Below are 17,464 nucleotides of genomic sequence, written 5' to 3'. Positions count from 1 at the left end.
AGTTTGAGTCATAAGTACTTTCGATCATATAGTATTTATCGCTGAAAGGCCCGTATTTCCTCAGGATTCGTAGTTTTAAATGGCTTATTTAGTCTGTTTTCATGGTGAAAAAGGGGAAAGATCTTATAATAGCCCTGCAGCAAGACGGTTTGCTGCTTCAATTTGAGTATGAGAATTCACATGGCTAAAGGCACGTTATATGTTGTTTCGGCTCCTTCGGGAGCGGGTAAAACCAGTCTCGTTAAGGCGATGCTAAAACAGGATAATGATATTGTCGTATCAGTATCCCACACCACGCGGGATATGCGTCCGGGCGAAACAAACGGTGTGGACTACAATTTCGTGTCTATGGATGAGTTCAATCAGATGATTGAAGCCTCTGATTTTCTAGAGTTTGCTGAAGTATTTACCAATAAATATGGCACCTCCCAACGTTGGGTTGAGGATCAGCTAGAGCAGGGTAAAGATGTGATTCTAGAGATCGATTGGCAGGGGGCTCAGCAGATTCGTCGTTTGATGCCTGAATGCCTGTCTATTTTCATTCTTCCGCCGTCCCGTGAAGCGCTCCAAGAGCGTTTGACTAACCGTGGTCAGGACAGTGACGAGGTGATCAACCTACGTATGTCTGAAGCGGCGAGCGAAATGAGCCATTACGGTGAGTACGATTACCTTGTGATTAACGATGATTTTGATCAGGCACTGCGTGAACTACATGGCGTATTCTTATCACAGCGTATGCAGATCGCTCAACAACAAGAGCGTTGCCGTGATCTGTTGAGTTCTCTATTGTCATAGGCCGATTATGCAGGTAAACTGCGCGGTCTTTTTAATGTACCGAATTCTGAGGTTACCCCCATGGCACGAGTTACCGTTGAAGATTGCCTAGAAAACGTAGATAACCGTTTTCAGTTGGTTATGGTTGCTGCTAAGCGCGCACGTCAGCTTGCTACTGGCGGTAAAGAAGCAAAAGTAGAGTGGGAAAACGACAAGCCAACCGTTGTTGCTCTACGTGAAATTGCAGAAGGTCACACTGACCGTACTGTTCTGGACGAAGTCGAGCAAGACTAAGCCCTAAGCACACTGCTTTATCAGACGCCTCGCTATCATGCGGGGCGTTTGTGTTTATACTTGTTGGTAAATTCGTTAGTAATTCCTTGTTTAGGTCTTTTCCTAGCAGAATGAATGCGGCATCATCAGATGTAATGTGCATTTATTTGTTTGTAGCACTGGAGGGGCAATGCCGACCATTGACGCACTTTCTCAACGCTTGAATGATTACCTGGATCTAGAACAGATTCAGCAGGTGCGTCGTTCCTATTTTTATGCCGAACAGGCCCACGATGGCCAGAAGCGTAAAAGTGGTGAACCTTATGTAACTCACCCCCTTGCCGCTGCAAATATTCTTGCAGAATTGCGTATGGACCATCAGAGCCTGATGGCAGCCATGTTGCACGATGTTATCGAAGATACCGAGATCGCCTACGAAGGGATTGAATCCCAGTTTGGTAAAGCCGTTGCCGACATCGTTGACGGTGTATCTAAACTGACACACCTAGAGTTTGAAACCAAAGCAGAAGCTCAAGCCAGCAACTTCCAGAAGATGGTGTTGGCGATGGCGGAAGATATCCGCGTGATTTTGGTGAAACTGGCGGACCGTCTTCATAATATGCGTACCTTGGGTGCGATGCCGGGTCACAAGCAGCGACGTATCGCTCGTGAAACGCTGGATATCTACGCACCGATTGCCGCGCGATTAGGTATGCGTGATGTTCAGGTGGAGTTGGAAGATCTAGCATTTCAAGCGCATTACCCAATGCGTGCTAAGCATATCCGTCGAGCAGTGGTTCAAGCACGTGGTCAGCGTAAAGACGTGATTAGCTCGATTCAGGAAACGATCGAAAAACGCCTCCAGAAAGAGGGGTTGAGCGGCACCGTTACTGGTCGTGAAAAGCACCTTTACAGCATCTACTCCAAGATGAAGGCGCAGCGTAAGTCCTTTTCTGAGATTATGGACGTATTTGCTTTCCGTATCGTGACCGACTCGGTTGATGATTGTTACCGTACACTTGGTGCTGTGCATAACTTGTATAAACCGGTGCACGACCGTTTTAAAGATTATATCGCGATCCCTAAAGCCAACGGCTATCAGTCATTACACACTGATCTGTTCGGTGCTAGGGACATAACAATCGAGGTACAGATTCGTACCCATGAGATGGATGCAGTGGCTAATCAGGGTATTGCTGAACATAGCCACTACAAGAACGAAGAAGAGTTAGACGCTTCTGATAGCGCATTAGGTAGCTATAAGCGTGCCCGTAAGTGGGTGCAGGGCCTATTAGAGATGCATCAGCGTGCTGGTAACTCGATGGAGTTTATCGACAGCGTTAAGACCGATCTGTTCCCAGACGAGGTTTACGTCTTTACGCCGCTGGGTAAGATTATGGAGCTACCAAGTGGTGCGACAGCGGTAGACTTTGCCTATGCCGTCCATACCGATGTGGGTAACTCTTGTGTATCTTGCCGTATTAACCGCCGATTGGCGCCGTTATCTCAGCCGTTAGAAAACGGCCAAACCGTTGAAATTATTACTACCCCAAGCGCTCAGCCAAATATGGCATGGCTCAACTTTGTTGTCACAGGTAAAGCGCGTACAGCGATTCGCCACTACTTGAAGAATCAACAGCGTCACGAGTCTGTGGAGCTTGGTCAGCGCTTGTTAAATCAGTTCCTCGCCAATTATGGTGCGACCTTAAACGATATCGATCCGTTTAAATTGCGCGAGCTGCTACAAGAAGCGGAATTGGGCAGCATGGAAGACTTGCTAGAAGATATCGGCTTGGGCAATCGTATGGCTTATGTGGTTGCGCGTAGGTTGCGTCCTGAAGAGGATCTACAGGCAGCCGATGATGACGAATCTAATCGTCGTCAGAAACCGATGTCGATTAAAGGTACCGAAGGTATGGTGCTGCAATATGCGAAATGCTGTTTACCTATCCCGGGTGACTCGATTATTGGTCATATCAGTACTGGCCGCGGTTTAGTTATCCATCAGACCGATTGCCGTAATATAGGCTACCTGCGTGATGATCCAGAGAAATGTATCTATCTGGAATGGTCAGACAACTTGGACGAAGAGTTCAGCGTTAATCTGACCGTCCAGGTTGAGTCCCATCGCGGCATTATTGCTGAGCTTGCTACGACCACTTCGAGCATAGGTGCGGATGTTGTTGCGATTGATATTAGTGAGCACGAAGGTCAGCTAGCGAATGTCCATATGGAAGTGACAGTGACTGACCGTATCCATTTGGCTCGCGTGATGAAAAAACTGCGTCGTTTGAAGAGTGTGAACCGTATTACCCGCGACTAATGTCGTTTTACGTAAAAAGTTAGCACTAGTTATTCCCCTAGTGCTAAACCTTCCCTTCGATTATCTACTGCACTTTCCCATTTGTTTGATGGCAGACGGCGGAGTCCGTGTAGGCCACTATTCAGATCTCTTACCTTAATCTGATGCCCCATCGCCTCTAACGGCTGCTGCAACTGATCTATAGGTGTGCCAGCCTCAAGCTCGGTTAATCCATTGCGGTTGCTTATATGCGGCTGATTGACGATCTCCTGCATACTGAGGTCTGAATTGAACATCAGCAGCAGGCTTTGCGCTACATAGTTGATGATTCGGCTCCCGCCAGGAGAACCAATGGCTGCATGCAAATTTCCATCTGTGTCGAATACCATAAACGGCGACATCGAACTGCGTGGACGTTTACCCGGCTGAACGCGGTTGGCAACGATCTGTCCTTTGCTAATACCTTTAAAGGAGAAGTCCGTTAGCTGATTGTTCAGCAGAAAACCACCTGCCATCAGCGTTGAACCAAACGCCATCTCGATACTACTGGTCATCGACACCGCATTTCCCCAACGGTCGACCACCACAAAGTGAGTAGTGGAGGGGCGTTCTGGGGATTGCGCATCAACTAAGTTAGCCATCGCATGTGGAGGTTTGCCTGCCATGGCTTGGCCTAAGTCTTTATCTAGCGAGATTAGTTTGGAGCGCTCATTTAGGTAGTTAGGATCGAGTAAGCCTTTTACAGGCACATCGACAAAATCACTATCAGCTAGATAACGGCCACGATCCGCAAAAGCGAGACGGGATGCTTGGGTGAAGAGATGGTTAAACTCCAAGCTCTCTGGGGCAAAGGTTGCTAGATCATGTTGCTCAAGCAGTTTTAGTATCTGCAGTACAGTGACACCGCCAGATGTTGGCGGTGGGAAACCGCAGACTCGATACTCTTTATAGGGTAGGCAGATCGGAGCGCGTTCTTTAGCTTGGTAGCTAGCTAGGTCACTTTTATCGAGTAAACCCGGATTGTCCTTAACGGACTGCACCTTATCCGCGATTGCGGTTGCAATAGGGCCTAGATAAAACGCTTGGGTGCCGTTATCAGCAATTAACTGCAAACTGTCGGCTAATTCGGGGTTAGCTCTGATAAAACCGACCGGCAGAGGGGAGCCATCAGGGTTATAAAAATAGTCTCTCGCTTCTTTATAGCGGTTAAGCCCCGGGTTGATACCGCTGGCGATCAACTTGTGTAAGCGTGGGCCTATCGGAAAGCCTTCTCTAGATTGTTGAATAGCATCGTCAAACAGATCTTGCCAAGCCAGTTTACCGTGCTTTTCCTGCGCCATTTCCAGCATTTTTAAAACACCGGGTGTGCCAACAGAGCGTCCGCCGACCATGGCTTCTATCCATGGCATCGGCTTTTTATTTTTCTGGAACAATCGGTAGTCTGCTTTCGCCGGTGCAGTCTCGCGGCCATCATAAGCTTTCAGCGTTTGTTGCTCCTGATCCCAATAGAGCATAAACGCGCCGCCACCAATACCAGAGGATTGTGGCTCAACTAAGGTCAGCATGGCTTGAATGGCTACGGCAGCATCTGCGGCTGTACCGCCTTGTTGCAGAATGCTTAGGCCTGCCTGAGTAGCAAGAGGGTGTGCGGTTACGACTAAGGATTGTTGGGTGGCGATCGCTTCGCTTTGGTAGAGCCCTGTGGATGATTCGGGAGCAAGATCCTCTTCCACTGCGTGAGCGGAAAGACCGAGAAGTGAGAAGATGATCAGCAATGCTTGGCTAATTTGGAGAATTATCGACATTTTTCTCATTTAAACTGATTTAAATCGTGAATTTTTGACCAAGAACTTTGCTTTCCCTAATTGTTGCTAATAATCTACCCTTTAGATTAAACCAAGACTAGGTTTGGAGAGAGTAAATTGTCAGTCGGCGTACGAGTTCTGGAAAACAGTGGCGAATTACCGCAGTTTCGCTTGGTGTTATTGCATGATGCTGAAGGTAAGGTACTGGCTCTGCTTCCTGCGGCGTCATTACTCAATTTAGTTTCTGTCTGGAAAGAGACAGGTCGACAGCTACAGCCTGTTCGTGGCGAAGATGCGAAACGCTATTTTAGCCAAGATGCCTTAAGACATCCTGAAGGACAGAAAAAACTTTTATCTCTCAAGCTTTTGGTTTCTCCTGAAATTTTGCAGCACGATCGAGTCGAACTCATCGAGCCGCACGCTGAGCTGTGTTTTGGGGTGAGTGCTAAACAGATCGAGAAAGCGAGTAGCTGTAACTTAGCGCTTACCACAGAGCAGATCGAAGCTGTGCAGCCGAAAGGTGATGACCGCGTTGTTATCACTCAGGCGGTTGAGCGCTTTACTGAGTTGCGAATCAAGCAACGCCTTGAAGATACTTTAGGTCTGCCTTCTCTATCTCCAACGATTAAAAAAATTATCGAGCTTCGCTCTGATCCAGAAGCAGGTGTGAGTGAGCTCGTACCGGTCGTGCGGATCGATCCTAGCCTTTCTGCTCAAGTGATGAGCTGGGCTGCATCTCCGTATTATGCAGCGCCGGGTAAAGTAAGCTCGATTGATGATGCAGTTATCCGTGTCCTTGGTTTTGACCTCGTGATCAATATGGCGCTAGGTACGGCGATGGGTGAAATGCTTCGTGTGCCTGAAGATGGCCCACGTGGTGCGACGCCTTACTGGTTACAGTCGGTTTACAACGCTGCGTTTGCTGAGCAGCTATGCCGTGCCATGCCAGAAAATGAAGATCAGCCAAAACCGGGTTTGATCTACCTGTCTTCTTTGCTACATAACTTTGGTTACCTAGTACTGGCACACCTGTTCCCACCACACTTCACTTTGTTGTCCCGTTATATCGAGGCAAACCCACACTTTGCTTTAGATTCGGTAGAGCAACAGGTGTTGAGTGTTACCCGCGAACAGATTGGTAGCTGGTTGCTATCTAGCTGGGAATTGCCTGCTGAGGTAACGACAGCGATTCGTCATCAGAATGAACCTGATTATGCCGGCGAACATAGTAACTATGTCAAAGTGCTCTATATGGCAAACCGTCTGCTACGTCAGCAGGGTTTGAGTGACGGTCCTTTGGAAGAAGTACCTGAAGAGATGTATGCAGAGCTTGGCTTAAAAGAGCCTGATGTAGCGAAAATGTTGCGCCGTCTAATGCGTAATGACGAAGATATTAAAGAGTTAACAGCGTTACTCGGTGACTGAGGGACTTGCGGGCAAGTCCTATACGACTCAGGCTTACAGAGCAATTGAAGCACGAGGCAATGATTACAGGAATGCTGGTTGCCTGTCGAAAATCATTAACAAAGTGATTCGGTTGCTCTGACAGCCCCGTAGGGTGGGATCTAAAACGACCATCTACTTTGTCAGTCAGCTTGAAAAGGTCTAGACATTTCACTGCGCTACCTTTCGCGTATCTGGTCGTTTTATAGCCCACTGAGAAAGTATGAGACTTATCCGCAAGTCCCTAATATCCAATTAGTCTCGATCTAATCTGACAGTCACCCGTTTTTCTAGTGTAACTGTCAGATTAGAGCTACAAACCTAAAGCTCGCCCAGTTCTTCCTCAAGGGCTTCCAGAGCTTCTTGTTGCTCCATCCACTCTTCTTCGGTTTGCTCTGCTTGCTGCTTCAACTCCGCTTGTTGCTGCAGCAAGGTTTTCAGCTTGTCCTTGTTTTGCTCTTCGTAGATAGAACTATCACTTAGGGCTGTTTCGATCTCATCTAGCTGTTCGTGCTGCTTTTCCATCGCTTTTTCTAGCTTTTCCAACTGCTTTTTCAGTGGACGTAGCTGGTTACGACGTTCGGCCGCTAAACGTTTCTGTTCCTTACGCTCGGCTGCTGAGAGAGTCTTTTTCTCTTCTGTCGCTGCAGGGGCAAAGGCTTCAGCTTCGGATTTTTGTTCGAGACGCTTCTGTTCTAACAACCAGCTCTGGTAGTCATCTAGATCACCTTTAAACTCTTCAACTTTGCCATTCGCAACCAGAAGGAACTCATCTACGGTATTACGCAGCAGGTGACGGTCATGGGAGACTAGAATCAATACGCCTTCGAACGATTGCAGTGCAAGAGTCAATGCGTGACGTACTTCCAGATCCAAGTGGTTTGTCGGTTCGTCCATCAAAAGCAGATTTGGTTTCTGCCAAGCGATCATAGACAGCGCAACGCGGGCTTTCTCACCTCCGGAGAAGTTATCCACAGGCTCTAGAGCTCGATCACCGATAAAACCGAAGGAACCAAGGAAATCACGGATCTCTTGCTCAGAGGCTTTCGGGCTGATGCGCTTGATATGTAACAGCGGTGATGCCGCCATATCGAGTGCTTCAAGCTGATGCTGGGCAAAATAGCCTATCTGCAAGTTGTCACTTTCGTGGCGTTCGCCATTGCAGAGTTCCAAATCGCCTACTAAGGATTTCACTAGGGTCGACTTACCAGCACCGTTCGGGCCGAGAAGGCCGATACGCGCACCCGGTGTCAGGGTCAAAGAGGTTTTATCTAGAATAACGCTGTCATCATAACCGCACTGTGCATCGTACAAAGTCAGCAGTGGCGACGACATTTTATCTGCAGAGCAAAACTTAAAGCTAAACGGACTATCAATGTGCGCAGGCGCAATTTTCTCCATGCGCTCAAGCTCTTTTATACGGCTTTGCGCTTGTTTTGCCTTTGTGGCTTTAGCACGGAAACGACGGACAAAATTTTCAATTTCACCAATACGCTGCTGCTGTTTCTCGAACGCAGATTGTTGCTGTGCTAGACGATCCGCCCGCTGAATTTCAAAGGCTGAGTAACCGCCTTTGTATAGATTCAGCTTGTTGTGCTCGATATGAGTGATATGGCTAACCACGTTATCGAGGAAATCACGGTCATGGGAGATCAGAATCAACATGCCCGGGTATTGGCGCAGCCACTGTTCCAACCAGATCGTTGCATCTAGATCCAAGTGGTTGGTTGGCTCATCCAGAAGTAACAGGTCAGATGGGCACATCAATGCTTGAGCTAGGTTAAGACGGATTCTCCAGCCGCCTGAGAACTCTTTGACTGAACGGGTGATATCGTTATGGCTAAAGCCTAAACCGGCGAGAAGCTGGGCTGCACGAGACTCAGCGCTATAACCGTTGTGGTTATCTAGCTCGGCATGCAGCTCGCCTAAGCGATTCATATCATGATCGGCTTCTGCTTTCGCAAGCTCTTGCTGGATAGAGCGGAGCTTGTAATCACCGTCTAAGACGTAGTCGAGTGCTGAGCGATCAGAGGTCGGAACCTCCTGCGCCATATGAGAGATACGCAGTCCCCCCGGTAGCTCGAGGTCTCCGTTATCACAGTGAAGCTCTCCGAGTAGCAATTTAAACAGAGAGGATTTACCCGCACCATTTGCACCAACTAAACCGACTTTCCACCCCGAATGTAGGGTCAGATCGGCTTGTTCTAGCAATATGTTGTGGCCGCGTTGTAAGCTAACTTGCTGAAATTGAATCATGGCGGCGGATTTTAACATAGAGATGCAATTGAAAAATGACCTTTGGGACTTTGCGCTCAACTTTTATCAACAGCCGGGCATAGAGCAGAGCTGTTTAGAGTTACAGAACGAGTTTGGGTTGAGCATTAACCGACTGATCTTCGCCTGCTGGGGCGGGATACAAGGCTATGTGCTCGACACGATTACTTGTGATGAGGCGGATCACTGGCAGCAGGAGATGACCCATCCACTGCGTGGTGTTCGTTATAAAGTGCGCGAACGTAAGCAGCAAGAATCGGAATATGATGCTTGTTATCAGAAGCTGCGTCAGGCTGAATTGGCTTGTGAGCAGATCGAGCTCGCTTTGCTCTATCAACAGGGCCAAAAGGCAAAGCAAACACGACCATCTTCAGAAATAATTGAAGAAAACCTGCATAGCTATTTGAAATCTAAAAAAGTGCCTATAGATAAAGAGATATTAGGCGCATTGAATCCCCTGTTACAGGCGGCTAACACCTACTTAAGCACGAATCATAAGGAATAGGTGGTGCCCCGCTGAACTTTGCTGTTTAATCAGGGACTAATAAGGCCTGTTGTAAATTGTAGGTTTATCTCAATTGATAGGATAGCTGCCGCAAAAGGCGCGCTGATTCCAAAGAATTACAAACAAGGATATTTAGCATGAAACAAACTTTGCTGGCGGTTGCTCTAGGTGCCGCGATGGTATCTCCAATGGTTTCTGCAGTGGAACTAAAAACTGAAGAGCAGAAAGTTAGCTACAGTGTTGGTCTGATGGTTGGTGAACAGCTTAAGACGATCCCTAATGTTGATTTTGATGCGTTCCTTGAAGCTGCTAAAACAACTTATGGCGATAAAGAGCCAAAGCTGTCACCTGATCAGGTACGCGAAGTGATGACTGCTTTCCAGAAGAAACAGATGGAAGAGCAGAAGAAAAAACACGATCAATTAAGTTCTGACAACCTTGAGGCAGGTAAGAAATACCTAGCTGAAAATGGTAAGAAGAAAGGCGTTACAACAACTGAATCTGGCCTTCAGTACGAAGAGCTAACAGCTGGTAAAGGTAAGTCTCCAACAGCTGCAGACACAGTAAAAGTACACTACCGTGGTACGCTTATTAACGGTGAAGAGTTTGATAGCTCGTTCTCTCGTAACGAACCTGTATCGTTCCCGTTGAACGGTGTAATTCCAGGTTGGACTGAAGGTCTACAGATGATCAAAGAAGGCGGTAAAGCGCGTTTGGTTATCCCTGCCGATCTAGCGTACGGTCCAGGTGGTATGGGCAATGCAATTGGTCCAAACGAAACTCTGATTTTTGAAGTAGAGCTTCTGGAAATTAACCCAGGTGCGGAAGAAGCTGCTGAAGCTGAGAAGAAGTAATCACTTCTTAGCGTGATGTGAATTAAAAAGGCCGATGCTGTGAAGCATCGGCCTTTTTGTTAGATTTTTTGTTGGATTTTTGTGGGAATAGTCCCGTCCTGAAATAGGCTTATTATGCTTATTTCAGCTCATTCATAATGCCGTTAGAGCCAATGGCATAATATTTACCTTGACCAAATGCTACAGCATATACACCGGCATGTACCGGACCGTATGGGTCGCGTTTATGAATTCGCCATGTGCGAAGTTCTGCCCCAGTTTTAACATCCCACAGTTGTACTAAGCCAGCTGCTGTGCCGGTTAATAGCTTAGAGTTATCTTGAGAAAAACGTGCGCTCAGATAGCTTACGCGTTTTTGCAGTAGATCTTTTATGTTGCTCAGAACGTGTAGCTCTTTACCGCTATTCACATCCCAAATTACGGCTTTATCTAAGCTGCCGGCACTGAAGGCATACTGAGTATTTGGCGAGAGAGCGACAGTATCAACGACATTACCAAACTCTAGCTCGCGTAGCATTTCACCGGTCTGCATGCTCCATAGTTTCGCTTTGTAGGCATCAGAACCTGTTAGCGCAAGGGTGCCATCATCACTGAGATCAACACTGCGAACGCGTGCATTATGACGTAGGGTGCGTTGGACGCCGCCGTTTTTGACATCAAAATACACAGCCGTGTGATCGGCTAGGCCAAGCAGTGCAAAATCACCATTCGGGGATAGGTCCATCTGCATGATTTCAGCAGGTGAGCTCCAGAACCATTCAGGTTTGCCGGTTTTGACATCCCATAGGACAAGGTCTTGCTGATTGGCCGTTGCAGCATAGGTTCCTTCAGGAGAGAAAGCAGTGGCTGCGATAATGGAGAAATCACCCTGTTTATGATTCCAATTAAACAGGCGCTCGTGATTGCTGCTCTGCCAAAGGCTCCCTCCATGGTTGAAAGAACCTATAACGCTATGGGAGCCATTTTCGGATAAGGCAGCGGAATATGCGCCGGTAAGTGCATATTCCTTCCACAAACTTGGGTCATCACCGCCACCGCAGCCAGTTAATCCGAGGATACTGCCAGCCAGTAGCAGTTTGTAAAACCCATAGCGCATTAATTTTTATCCTTCTACCGCTTCTCTGTGGGAGGTATGAAGCACGGCAATCATTTTATCTTCGAGTTCGAAACGTTCTTCCAGTGCTTCTCCAAGTTTAGATAAACGCTCGGAAAATTCACGGATCTGCTGCACTGTAGGATCAAGAAGATTGTTAAAGTCGTCGTTAAAATCTAGCGCAATATCGGTGCTGACTTGGATTTTAGGAAGTAGGGATTGACCCTCTTCTAAGCTTCCGTCATCAAAATCGCTGCCTTCCAATAGAAGTTGCTCATAGACTTCAAAATGACCTGATGACAGGTAATCCATCAACGTTTGACAAAACCCTTGTACTTTTTGGTTTAGCTCTTCGTTGATGTGATGTTCAGGCAGATGGACAAATTGGCTGATCAGCATCTGACGTTCTTCAAGCCAAGAATCGATGATCTCGCTTACACCGCCCCAGCGCTCTTTAGCATTTTTGCATTTCTCTAACATCTTGCGCTCCTTTCCTACCATGTAGACAGGGTTGGTAAATTCAATTGAAAGGTGATTTACCATTTCTATTTTGTAGTACCCTTTCGCTCATCATATTCCTAAGCCGATTCAGGGTGCAACCGTCCCTATAGTAAAAAATAGTTTTTTCGACCGCTTTGATATAGAACAGGGTCAAACACAGTTAATTTTTTGTCCATCAGCCCCTGTTGGGGCCGGAAATAGCGCGCTATACTGCTGCTATTGAAGACGAATGACTGAGGCGAACAATGCTTAAGCGACTGGTTTTATTTATTTTTTTGGCTTTCTCTGTACAACTGACTTGGGCAGAAGGTGACGAACAGAAGACCGCCGATGACTATGTTAATTACATCGAATTAAAAGCGTTTGTAACCAATTTTGGTGGTGTAGGTAAAACGCGCTTCCTGAAATGCGAAGTGACGATTCAGGTATCAAGCGAAGCGGCGCACCATGCGGTAAACCACCATATGGCGCATATCCGTAATGATATTGTGTTTCTGCTAAGTGCTCAGACTGATGACACGGTTGGTACAGTTGAGCTACAGCAAGAGCTAGCGAAGAAAGCACTGAAGAAAGTACAAAACATCTTAGTAGAAGAAGAGGGTGAAGGTTTCGTATCTGACCTGTTCTTTACTAGTTTCGTAGTGCAGTAGCCACTATCCGAAAACAAAAAAAGCAGGCCACTTCGGTGTCCTGCTTTTTTTATGGGTGCAATATAGGGCGGTTAATTAGTTCGCCATATAGTCCGCTAAGTAGACATCAAAGTCTGGCTGCTCCGCCGCTTCAATTTGCTGTTGTTCCACAAGGGAGCTTTGGCTGAGTTCTTCCAACATCGCTGCCATCTCTGATGAAGGTGCTTCGGATAGCAGAGTTTCTTTATGGCGCTGTGCTTGTTGCATCACAAAGTCACCGTGGTCGAAATTCTGATCCTGCATCTCTTTAAGTACTTGCGCTGATGGCGTTAGTTCAGGATCTAGCAACTTAGCTTTTTGGGCTTTAATTGCTTCGCTAAATTGACTGCTATTGTGTGCTTGATCAAACAGAGCTGCCGTTTTCTCTATTTCTGCGAGAAGCTCGATGCCCCAATCCTTCAAGGTAACCGTCTGATCGTTGTTGATTAGTGTCAAACCTGGTTCACGGCCGCGAGTGACCACCTGCTGGTGGTTATCTTGAATCTGCTCACACTCAGCATTGCTAATTTCGCTATCGTCCATCAGCAAGCAGGTGACTAAGAACAGGTCTAAGAAATCAGCTTGGGTCTGATCGATACCCAAAGGTAGGAATGGATTGATATCGGTATTACGTACTTCGATATATTCCACGCCCTTAGACATCAACGCATGAATCGGTTTTTCACCGGATTCTGTGACGCGCTTAGGACGAATATCGCTGTAGTATTCGTTTTCAATCTGCAAAACATTGGTGTTTAGCTGTCGATATTCACCGTCTACTTTGACACCGATCTCTTCGTACTGTTGGTACGGTGTACGAATCGCACTCTCTAGAGATTTGGCGTAAGTATCTAGATGGTTAAAGCAGATATTTAGGCTAGCTTGAGCTTTGTTGGAGTAGCCAAGGTCGCTCATACGCAATGAAGTCGCATAAGGCAGATACAACGTACCTTTGCCCATCTCTTCTAGGTTGTGCTTCTTACCCTTTAGGAACGAGCTACATAAAGCCGGAGATGCACCAAAGAGATAGATTAGTAGCCAAGAATAACGACGGAAATTTCTGATCAGGCCGAAATACGCAGCGGATCGGAAATCTTGTAGTGATAGTTCACTGCCTGAAAAACTATGGTAAAGCGGCCAGAATGCTTCAGGGAGAGAGAAATTGTAATGAATGCCGGCAATGGTCTGCATCACTTTACCGTAGCGATGCTCTAAACCTACGCGGTAGATGTATTTCATCTGGCCGACGTTTGATGAGCCGTAACGAGCGATAGGAATCTCTTTCTCTGGCGGCAACAAGCATGGCATGCTGGCTGGCCAGATCTGCTCTTTATCGAGTTTCTGATAGGTATAGCGATGAAGATCTGCAAGGAAATTCAGGGCATCAGAGGACTTTTCGAAAACGGGCGTAATAAATTCCAGTAACGCTTCCGAATAATCAGTGGTGATATGAGCGTGAGTGAGCGCTGAACCTAGAGCTTGCGGATGAGAGGTTTGAGCTAATCTGCGTTGATCATCAACACGTAAGCCTTCCTTCTCTATACCGTGTTGTAGCTGGGTTAGCAGCCCAGAATAGCCTGCTTGGTTAAGCCAATCTAGCTTTTGTTCTAGTGCTGAAGACAAAAGTCGATCCTTTAAGTCACTCGTTGAGGGGCAACATTATAATTGAGGGAATATTAAATTGCTGCAACGAAACAGTTAGTTTGCGCTTTCGACCTAAACTGCCTCAATTAATTCAATCTGACGCGCTAATTTATCAGATAAAGGGCCGTGATTGGCCCCTCTGATTATGCGGCTTCTTCTGTTTTCTGCTTGCCAAAACGTTGTTGTAGTTGGAACCAGCAGATGAGTAGGCAGGGTAAGAAGCCAAGGGTGATGATCACAGAGAACAGGATTCCCATCATAACCACAATACCGACACCTCGATAAAGCTCGGTGCCTGCGCCCGGAATAAAGACCAATGGCGCCAATCCGAATACTGTTGTGACTGTGGACATCAGAATCGGTTTGAGTCGCTTGGCAACGGCTTGGTTTACCGCATCTACGATAGAGGTTTTGCCTAAGTGTAGGTTATCCCGTGCTTGGCAGACGATCAGGATTGGGTTGTTCACTACGGTCCCGAGTAAGATAACAAAGCCCAGCATAGTGATCATATCAAAAGCTTGGTAGAAACTCGGTAAGCCTGTTTGTTGTAACAATTCACCGAGCATATTAGCTGCGACTAAACCGACAACGCCACCTGCGATACCTAAAGGCACAGTGGTGAGAATGAGGCTTGGATAACTCCAGTGGGACAAAATTACGACTAGAAGTAGGTAGATCAGTAATGCTGCGACGATAAAGTTATTAAATAACGCGGTTTGAGTTGCATCCAGTTGGTCAGCAGCACCGGAAATACTGATGCTGACTTTAGGTAGAATTTCGCCCTCAGATTTCATCAACGGGATTAATTCGGTACGTACTTTCTCGACCGCCGTTTCTAGTGCCACGGTTGGTGGTGGCAGTATGTAAACAGATACAGTGCGACGACCTTCGATACGACGAATATCTTCACTTGCGACGGTCTCTTTAATCTCGGCTAGTGCCGATAGAGGCAGAACACCGCCACCCGGAACAGAAATCGGCGTTTGGCTGAGTAGCTCAATGCTTTTTGCTGTGTTTAATTGGCTGTAGAGCAGCATATCGACTTTCTTATCGCCATCGATAAATTCACCGACATAAGCGCCATCACTGAATGCGGCCACTGCGATACCGAAATCTTCCGCTTTGATCCCTAATTCAGCCAGTCTTTGCCACTTCGGCAAGATCTGTATCAGAGGTTGATCTAAAGAGAGGGATTTGGGTTCTGAATCCAAACGTGGGTTATCAAACATCTCTTTTGCGCGAGTCATCACATTTTGCGCTGTGGTGAAGAGGGCTTGTTGATCAGCACCAGAAACATTAAGCACTACAGTACGGGTACCGCCTTGGTTACTAGAGATAATTGAACCCCGCGATGAAAAGGCGCGCATACCCGGATAGCTGGTAAAGAACTGGGTGATCTCTTTCATCATCGGCTCTTGATGGTCATAGTCTTTAGGCTCACTCAGCAACCATACGGAACCTGAGCCGATATAGAGCAGGTAATAACGTAACGCCGGAATCATCCCTTGTTCGGGTATGTAGTCTTCCGGTTGCTGCTGCACGGCTAGATCGACTTTTTCTTTCACCTCTGCGCCAATCAGGGACATCTCTTTGTAGCTGTAACCGGCAGGGGCAAACATCATCGAAAATGATTTTGGCTCTTCACCTTCGGGTAGGTATTCCGCTGCTGGCATAAACGCAATAGCTAACCCTAAGGTTGCGAAGGTGCTCAGCGCGATGACCGTTATCCGGCGTTTGAAACCGTCATTTAGCCAAGTGATCAACTGCATGATTTTGCCCTGCTGATATTGCTTATCGTCCGATTTAGTCGATAAACCAAAGAAAGCGCAGGCAGAAGGCACGACAAACAGTGCAAACAGCATAGAAGCTAAAATTGAAGCGGAGACGGTAATTGCGATATCAGAATAAAGTTGCCCAGCTTCCTGCTCGACGAAAAAGATCGGCGTAAACACTAGAACGGTCGTGGCACTGGAGGCGATGACGGCAGTCCACACCTCTTTTACTCCAGCAATGGCTGATTCAATCCGATCCATGCCTTGGCGTAGTTTCTGCTCGATGCTTTCGAGCACTACGATACTGTTATCAAGAGTCATACCGATCGCAAAGGTAATCCCGGCTAAGGAGATCACATTGATACTGCGGCCAAACATCATTAAGCCGATAAACGCAGCGATGGTACAAACAGGGAGTCCAAGCAAGCAGAAGAGCGTTGCGCGGCCAGAGCGCATAAATACGTATAGAACAAGGCTCGCCAGTAACGCACCTAAGCAAAGGTTTAGCACCACGCTTTTGATAGAGGCTTCTACATAGCGAACATCATCTCCGATCAGCTCTATACGCATGCCGTTGGGTTTAAGAACATCGCGGTGCAGTTCTTCGACTGCTTGCAGCATGTCTTGTTTGATTTGAATAACGTTGGCACTGGGTTCTCTGCGAACCCCTAAAGTGATCGCTCGCTCACCGGCTACATAAGCAACGCCGTTAGTTTCATAATGATCGAGTTTGATGTCGGCAACATCTTTCAGATAGGTGCTAACGCCATTCTCGTGGCGAATAATGAGGTTGCTCAGTTCCTCTAAGTCATTGAAGCGACCTTGAGTACGCAGTAAATAGCGGCGTTTACCCTCTTCAATATCGCCAGCAGAAATATCTCTATTACGGGTTTGGATCGCACTTTTAACATCCGCCATGCTTAGCCCGCGTTGGGCAAGTTGGTCCGGTTCAATATGGATCTGGATCTGACGCTCGGTTTTTCCGCGCATAGAAACTTGAGATACCCCTGGAACCCTTTCCATCACTGGACGTACCTGACGATCAATAAAATCGCTGGTCATGTCCATATCGAGGTTAAATGGATTGCCAGCTTCAGGTACCACCGAAAAATAGAGGAAGGGATTGGCAGAGAAGGAGCTGATTCTTACACTCGGCTGGTCGACATTATCAGGGTAGCCCGCCACTTGATTAAGTGCGTTGGTGACCTTGATCATCGCCTGATCAAGGTTGGTTTTTGGGGGGAACTCTAGAATGATCTCGGCTTTCCCAGTCGAAGCGATCGACTCCATAAAGGCTAGATTCGGCAGAGTGCGCAGATGACGTTCTTGCTCTAACAAGATCTCTTGTTCAATATCTCGTGGCGTTGCTCCTGACCAACGGGTCTCTATCTCAATAACCTGCGCATCTAGATCAGGGATCATTTGCACCGGCATCTTCAGGCTGGCTACCACGCCCAATAAACAGACCATCAATACCAGAACGGCTAGTAGGCGGCCTTGTTGAATAATTGCTCCTAGCATGGGCAACTTATTCCTCTTTAGAATCTTGTTAAATC

General features: G+C 47.1%; 13 protein-coding genes. 7 read left to right on the top strand and 6 right to left on the bottom strand.

Translation table 11 applies throughout. From position 1 onward, the window contains the following. Window positions 1-174: 174 nt before the first annotated feature. The 3 genes from gmk (at window position 175) to ACMXYP_RS17090 (ending at window position 3,370) form a co-directional block, all read left to right on the top strand. The gene (gmk, locus tag ACMXYP_RS17100) at window positions 175-795 is read left to right on the top strand and encodes a guanylate kinase (protein ID WP_415884691.1); all 621 of its coding nucleotides are present in this window, start codon (window positions 175-177) and stop codon (window positions 793-795) included. Window positions 796-855: 60 nt separating this feature from the next. After that, window positions 856-1,068, top strand: a complete 213-nt coding sequence (gene rpoZ / locus ACMXYP_RS17095) for a DNA-directed RNA polymerase subunit omega (protein WP_415882839.1) — start codon at window positions 856-858, stop codon at window positions 1,066-1,068. Window positions 1,069-1,237: 169 nt separating this feature from the next. Then, the gene (locus ACMXYP_RS17090; protein WP_415882838.1) at window positions 1,238-3,370 is read left to right on the top strand and encodes a RelA/SpoT family protein; all 2,133 of its coding nucleotides are present in this window, start codon (window positions 1,238-1,240) and stop codon (window positions 3,368-3,370) included. Window positions 3,371-3,399: 29 nt separating this feature from the next. Here ACMXYP_RS17090 and ggt read toward each other — a convergent pair whose 3' ends face one another. Next, a complete protein-coding gene (gene ggt, locus ACMXYP_RS17085) occupies window positions 3,400-5,154 on the bottom strand; it encodes a gamma-glutamyltransferase (RefSeq protein WP_415882837.1) in 1,755 nt (584 codons plus the stop codon). A gap of 117 nt (window positions 5,155-5,271) precedes the next feature. Between ggt and ACMXYP_RS17080 the strand changes: the two genes are divergently transcribed. Continuing rightward, on the top strand, window positions 5,272-6,579 hold the full coding sequence (locus ACMXYP_RS17080; protein ID WP_415882836.1) for an HDOD domain-containing protein: 1,308 nt from the start codon (window positions 5,272-5,274) through the stop codon (window positions 6,577-6,579). 339 nt (window positions 6,580-6,918) lie between these two features. Here the strand turns inward: ACMXYP_RS17080 and ACMXYP_RS17075 are convergent, their stop codons facing one another. Next, a complete protein-coding gene (locus ACMXYP_RS17075; RefSeq protein ID WP_415882835.1) occupies window positions 6,919-8,853 on the bottom strand; it encodes an ATP-binding cassette domain-containing protein in 1,935 nt (644 codons plus the stop codon). On the opposite strand from ACMXYP_RS17075, the gene ACMXYP_RS17070 reads away from it, so the two are divergent. Together ACMXYP_RS17070 and ACMXYP_RS17065 are read left to right on the top strand one after the other, a co-directional pair. Next, window positions 8,852-9,376: a TIGR02444 family protein gene (locus tag ACMXYP_RS17070; protein ID WP_415882834.1), complete on the top strand. Its 525-nt coding sequence runs from the start codon at window positions 8,852-8,854 to the stop codon at window positions 9,374-9,376. The two genes, ACMXYP_RS17075 and ACMXYP_RS17070, sit on opposite strands and share 2 nt — an antisense overlap. Before the next feature lie 137 nt (window positions 9,377-9,513). Beyond that, on the top strand, window positions 9,514-10,230 hold the full coding sequence (locus ACMXYP_RS17065; protein WP_415882833.1) for an FKBP-type peptidyl-prolyl cis-trans isomerase: 717 nt from the start codon (window positions 9,514-9,516) through the stop codon (window positions 10,228-10,230). A gap of 118 nt (window positions 10,231-10,348) precedes the next feature. Here the strand turns inward: ACMXYP_RS17065 and ACMXYP_RS17060 are convergent, their stop codons facing one another. Beyond that, on the bottom strand, window positions 10,349-11,326 hold the full coding sequence (locus ACMXYP_RS17060; RefSeq protein ID WP_415882832.1) for a WD40 repeat domain-containing protein: 978 nt from the start codon (window positions 11,324-11,326) through the stop codon (window positions 10,349-10,351). 6 nt (window positions 11,327-11,332) lie between these two features. Next, on the bottom strand, window positions 11,333-11,803 hold the full coding sequence (gene rsd / locus ACMXYP_RS17055; RefSeq protein WP_415882831.1) for a sigma D regulator: 471 nt from the start codon (window positions 11,801-11,803) through the stop codon (window positions 11,333-11,335). 266 nt (window positions 11,804-12,069) lie between these two features. On the opposite strand from rsd, the gene ACMXYP_RS17050 reads away from it, so the two are divergent. After that, on the top strand, window positions 12,070-12,474 hold the full coding sequence (locus ACMXYP_RS17050) for a flagellar basal body-associated FliL family protein (protein ID WP_415882830.1): 405 nt from the start codon (window positions 12,070-12,072) through the stop codon (window positions 12,472-12,474). 75 nt (window positions 12,475-12,549) lie between these two features. Here ACMXYP_RS17050 and gshA read toward each other — a convergent pair whose 3' ends face one another. Both gshA and ACMXYP_RS17040 read right to left on the bottom strand, forming a co-directional pair. After that, window positions 12,550-14,115, bottom strand: a complete 1,566-nt coding sequence (gshA, locus tag ACMXYP_RS17045; RefSeq protein ID WP_415882829.1) for a glutamate--cysteine ligase — start codon at window positions 14,113-14,115, stop codon at window positions 12,550-12,552. 164 nt (window positions 14,116-14,279) lie between these two features. Next, a complete protein-coding gene (locus ACMXYP_RS17040) occupies window positions 14,280-17,429 on the bottom strand; it encodes an efflux RND transporter permease subunit (RefSeq protein ID WP_415882828.1) in 3,150 nt (1,049 codons plus the stop codon). Window positions 17,430-17,464 lie beyond the last annotated feature (35 nt).

The organism is Neptuniibacter sp. QD34_54, assembly GCF_047778055.1.
GTDB lineage: Bacteria > Pseudomonadota > Gammaproteobacteria > Pseudomonadales > Balneatricaceae > Neptuniibacter.
Note: the sequence above shows the minus strand (reverse complement) of the source record. Positions and strands in the feature narration are given on the sequence as shown.

What these genes read in the sequence shown, in the direction of transcription:
- rpoZ (WP_415882839.1), top strand. Translation starts at nt 856, where the DNA reads ATGGCACGAGTTACCGTTGAAGATTGCCTAGAAAACGTAGATAACCGT.
- ACMXYP_RS17090 (WP_415882838.1), top strand. Translation starts at nt 1,238, where the DNA reads ATGCCGACCATTGACGCACTTTCTCAACGCTTGAATGATTACCTGGAT.
- ggt (WP_415882837.1), bottom strand. Translation starts at nt 5,154, where the DNA reads ATGTCGATAATTCTCCAAATTAGCCAAGCATTGCTGATCATCTTCTCA.
- ACMXYP_RS17070 (WP_415882834.1), top strand. Translation starts at nt 8,852, where the DNA reads ATGGCGGCGGATTTTAACATAGAGATGCAATTGAAAAATGACCTTTGG.
- ACMXYP_RS17075 (WP_415882835.1), bottom strand. Translation starts at nt 8,853, where the DNA reads ATGATTCAATTTCAGCAAGTTAGCTTACAACGCGGCCACAACATATTG.
- ACMXYP_RS17065 (WP_415882833.1), top strand. Translation starts at nt 9,514, where the DNA reads ATGAAACAAACTTTGCTGGCGGTTGCTCTAGGTGCCGCGATGGTATCT.
- ACMXYP_RS17060 (WP_415882832.1), bottom strand. Translation starts at nt 11,326, where the DNA reads ATGCGCTATGGGTTTTACAAACTGCTACTGGCTGGCAGTATCCTCGGA.
- rsd (WP_415882831.1), bottom strand. Translation starts at nt 11,803, where the DNA reads ATGTTAGAGAAATGCAAAAATGCTAAAGAGCGCTGGGGCGGTGTAAGC.
- ACMXYP_RS17050 (WP_415882830.1), top strand. Translation starts at nt 12,070, where the DNA reads ATGCTTAAGCGACTGGTTTTATTTATTTTTTTGGCTTTCTCTGTACAA.
- ACMXYP_RS17040 (WP_415882828.1), bottom strand. Translation starts at nt 17,429, where the DNA reads ATGCTAGGAGCAATTATTCAACAAGGCCGCCTACTAGCCGTTCTGGTA.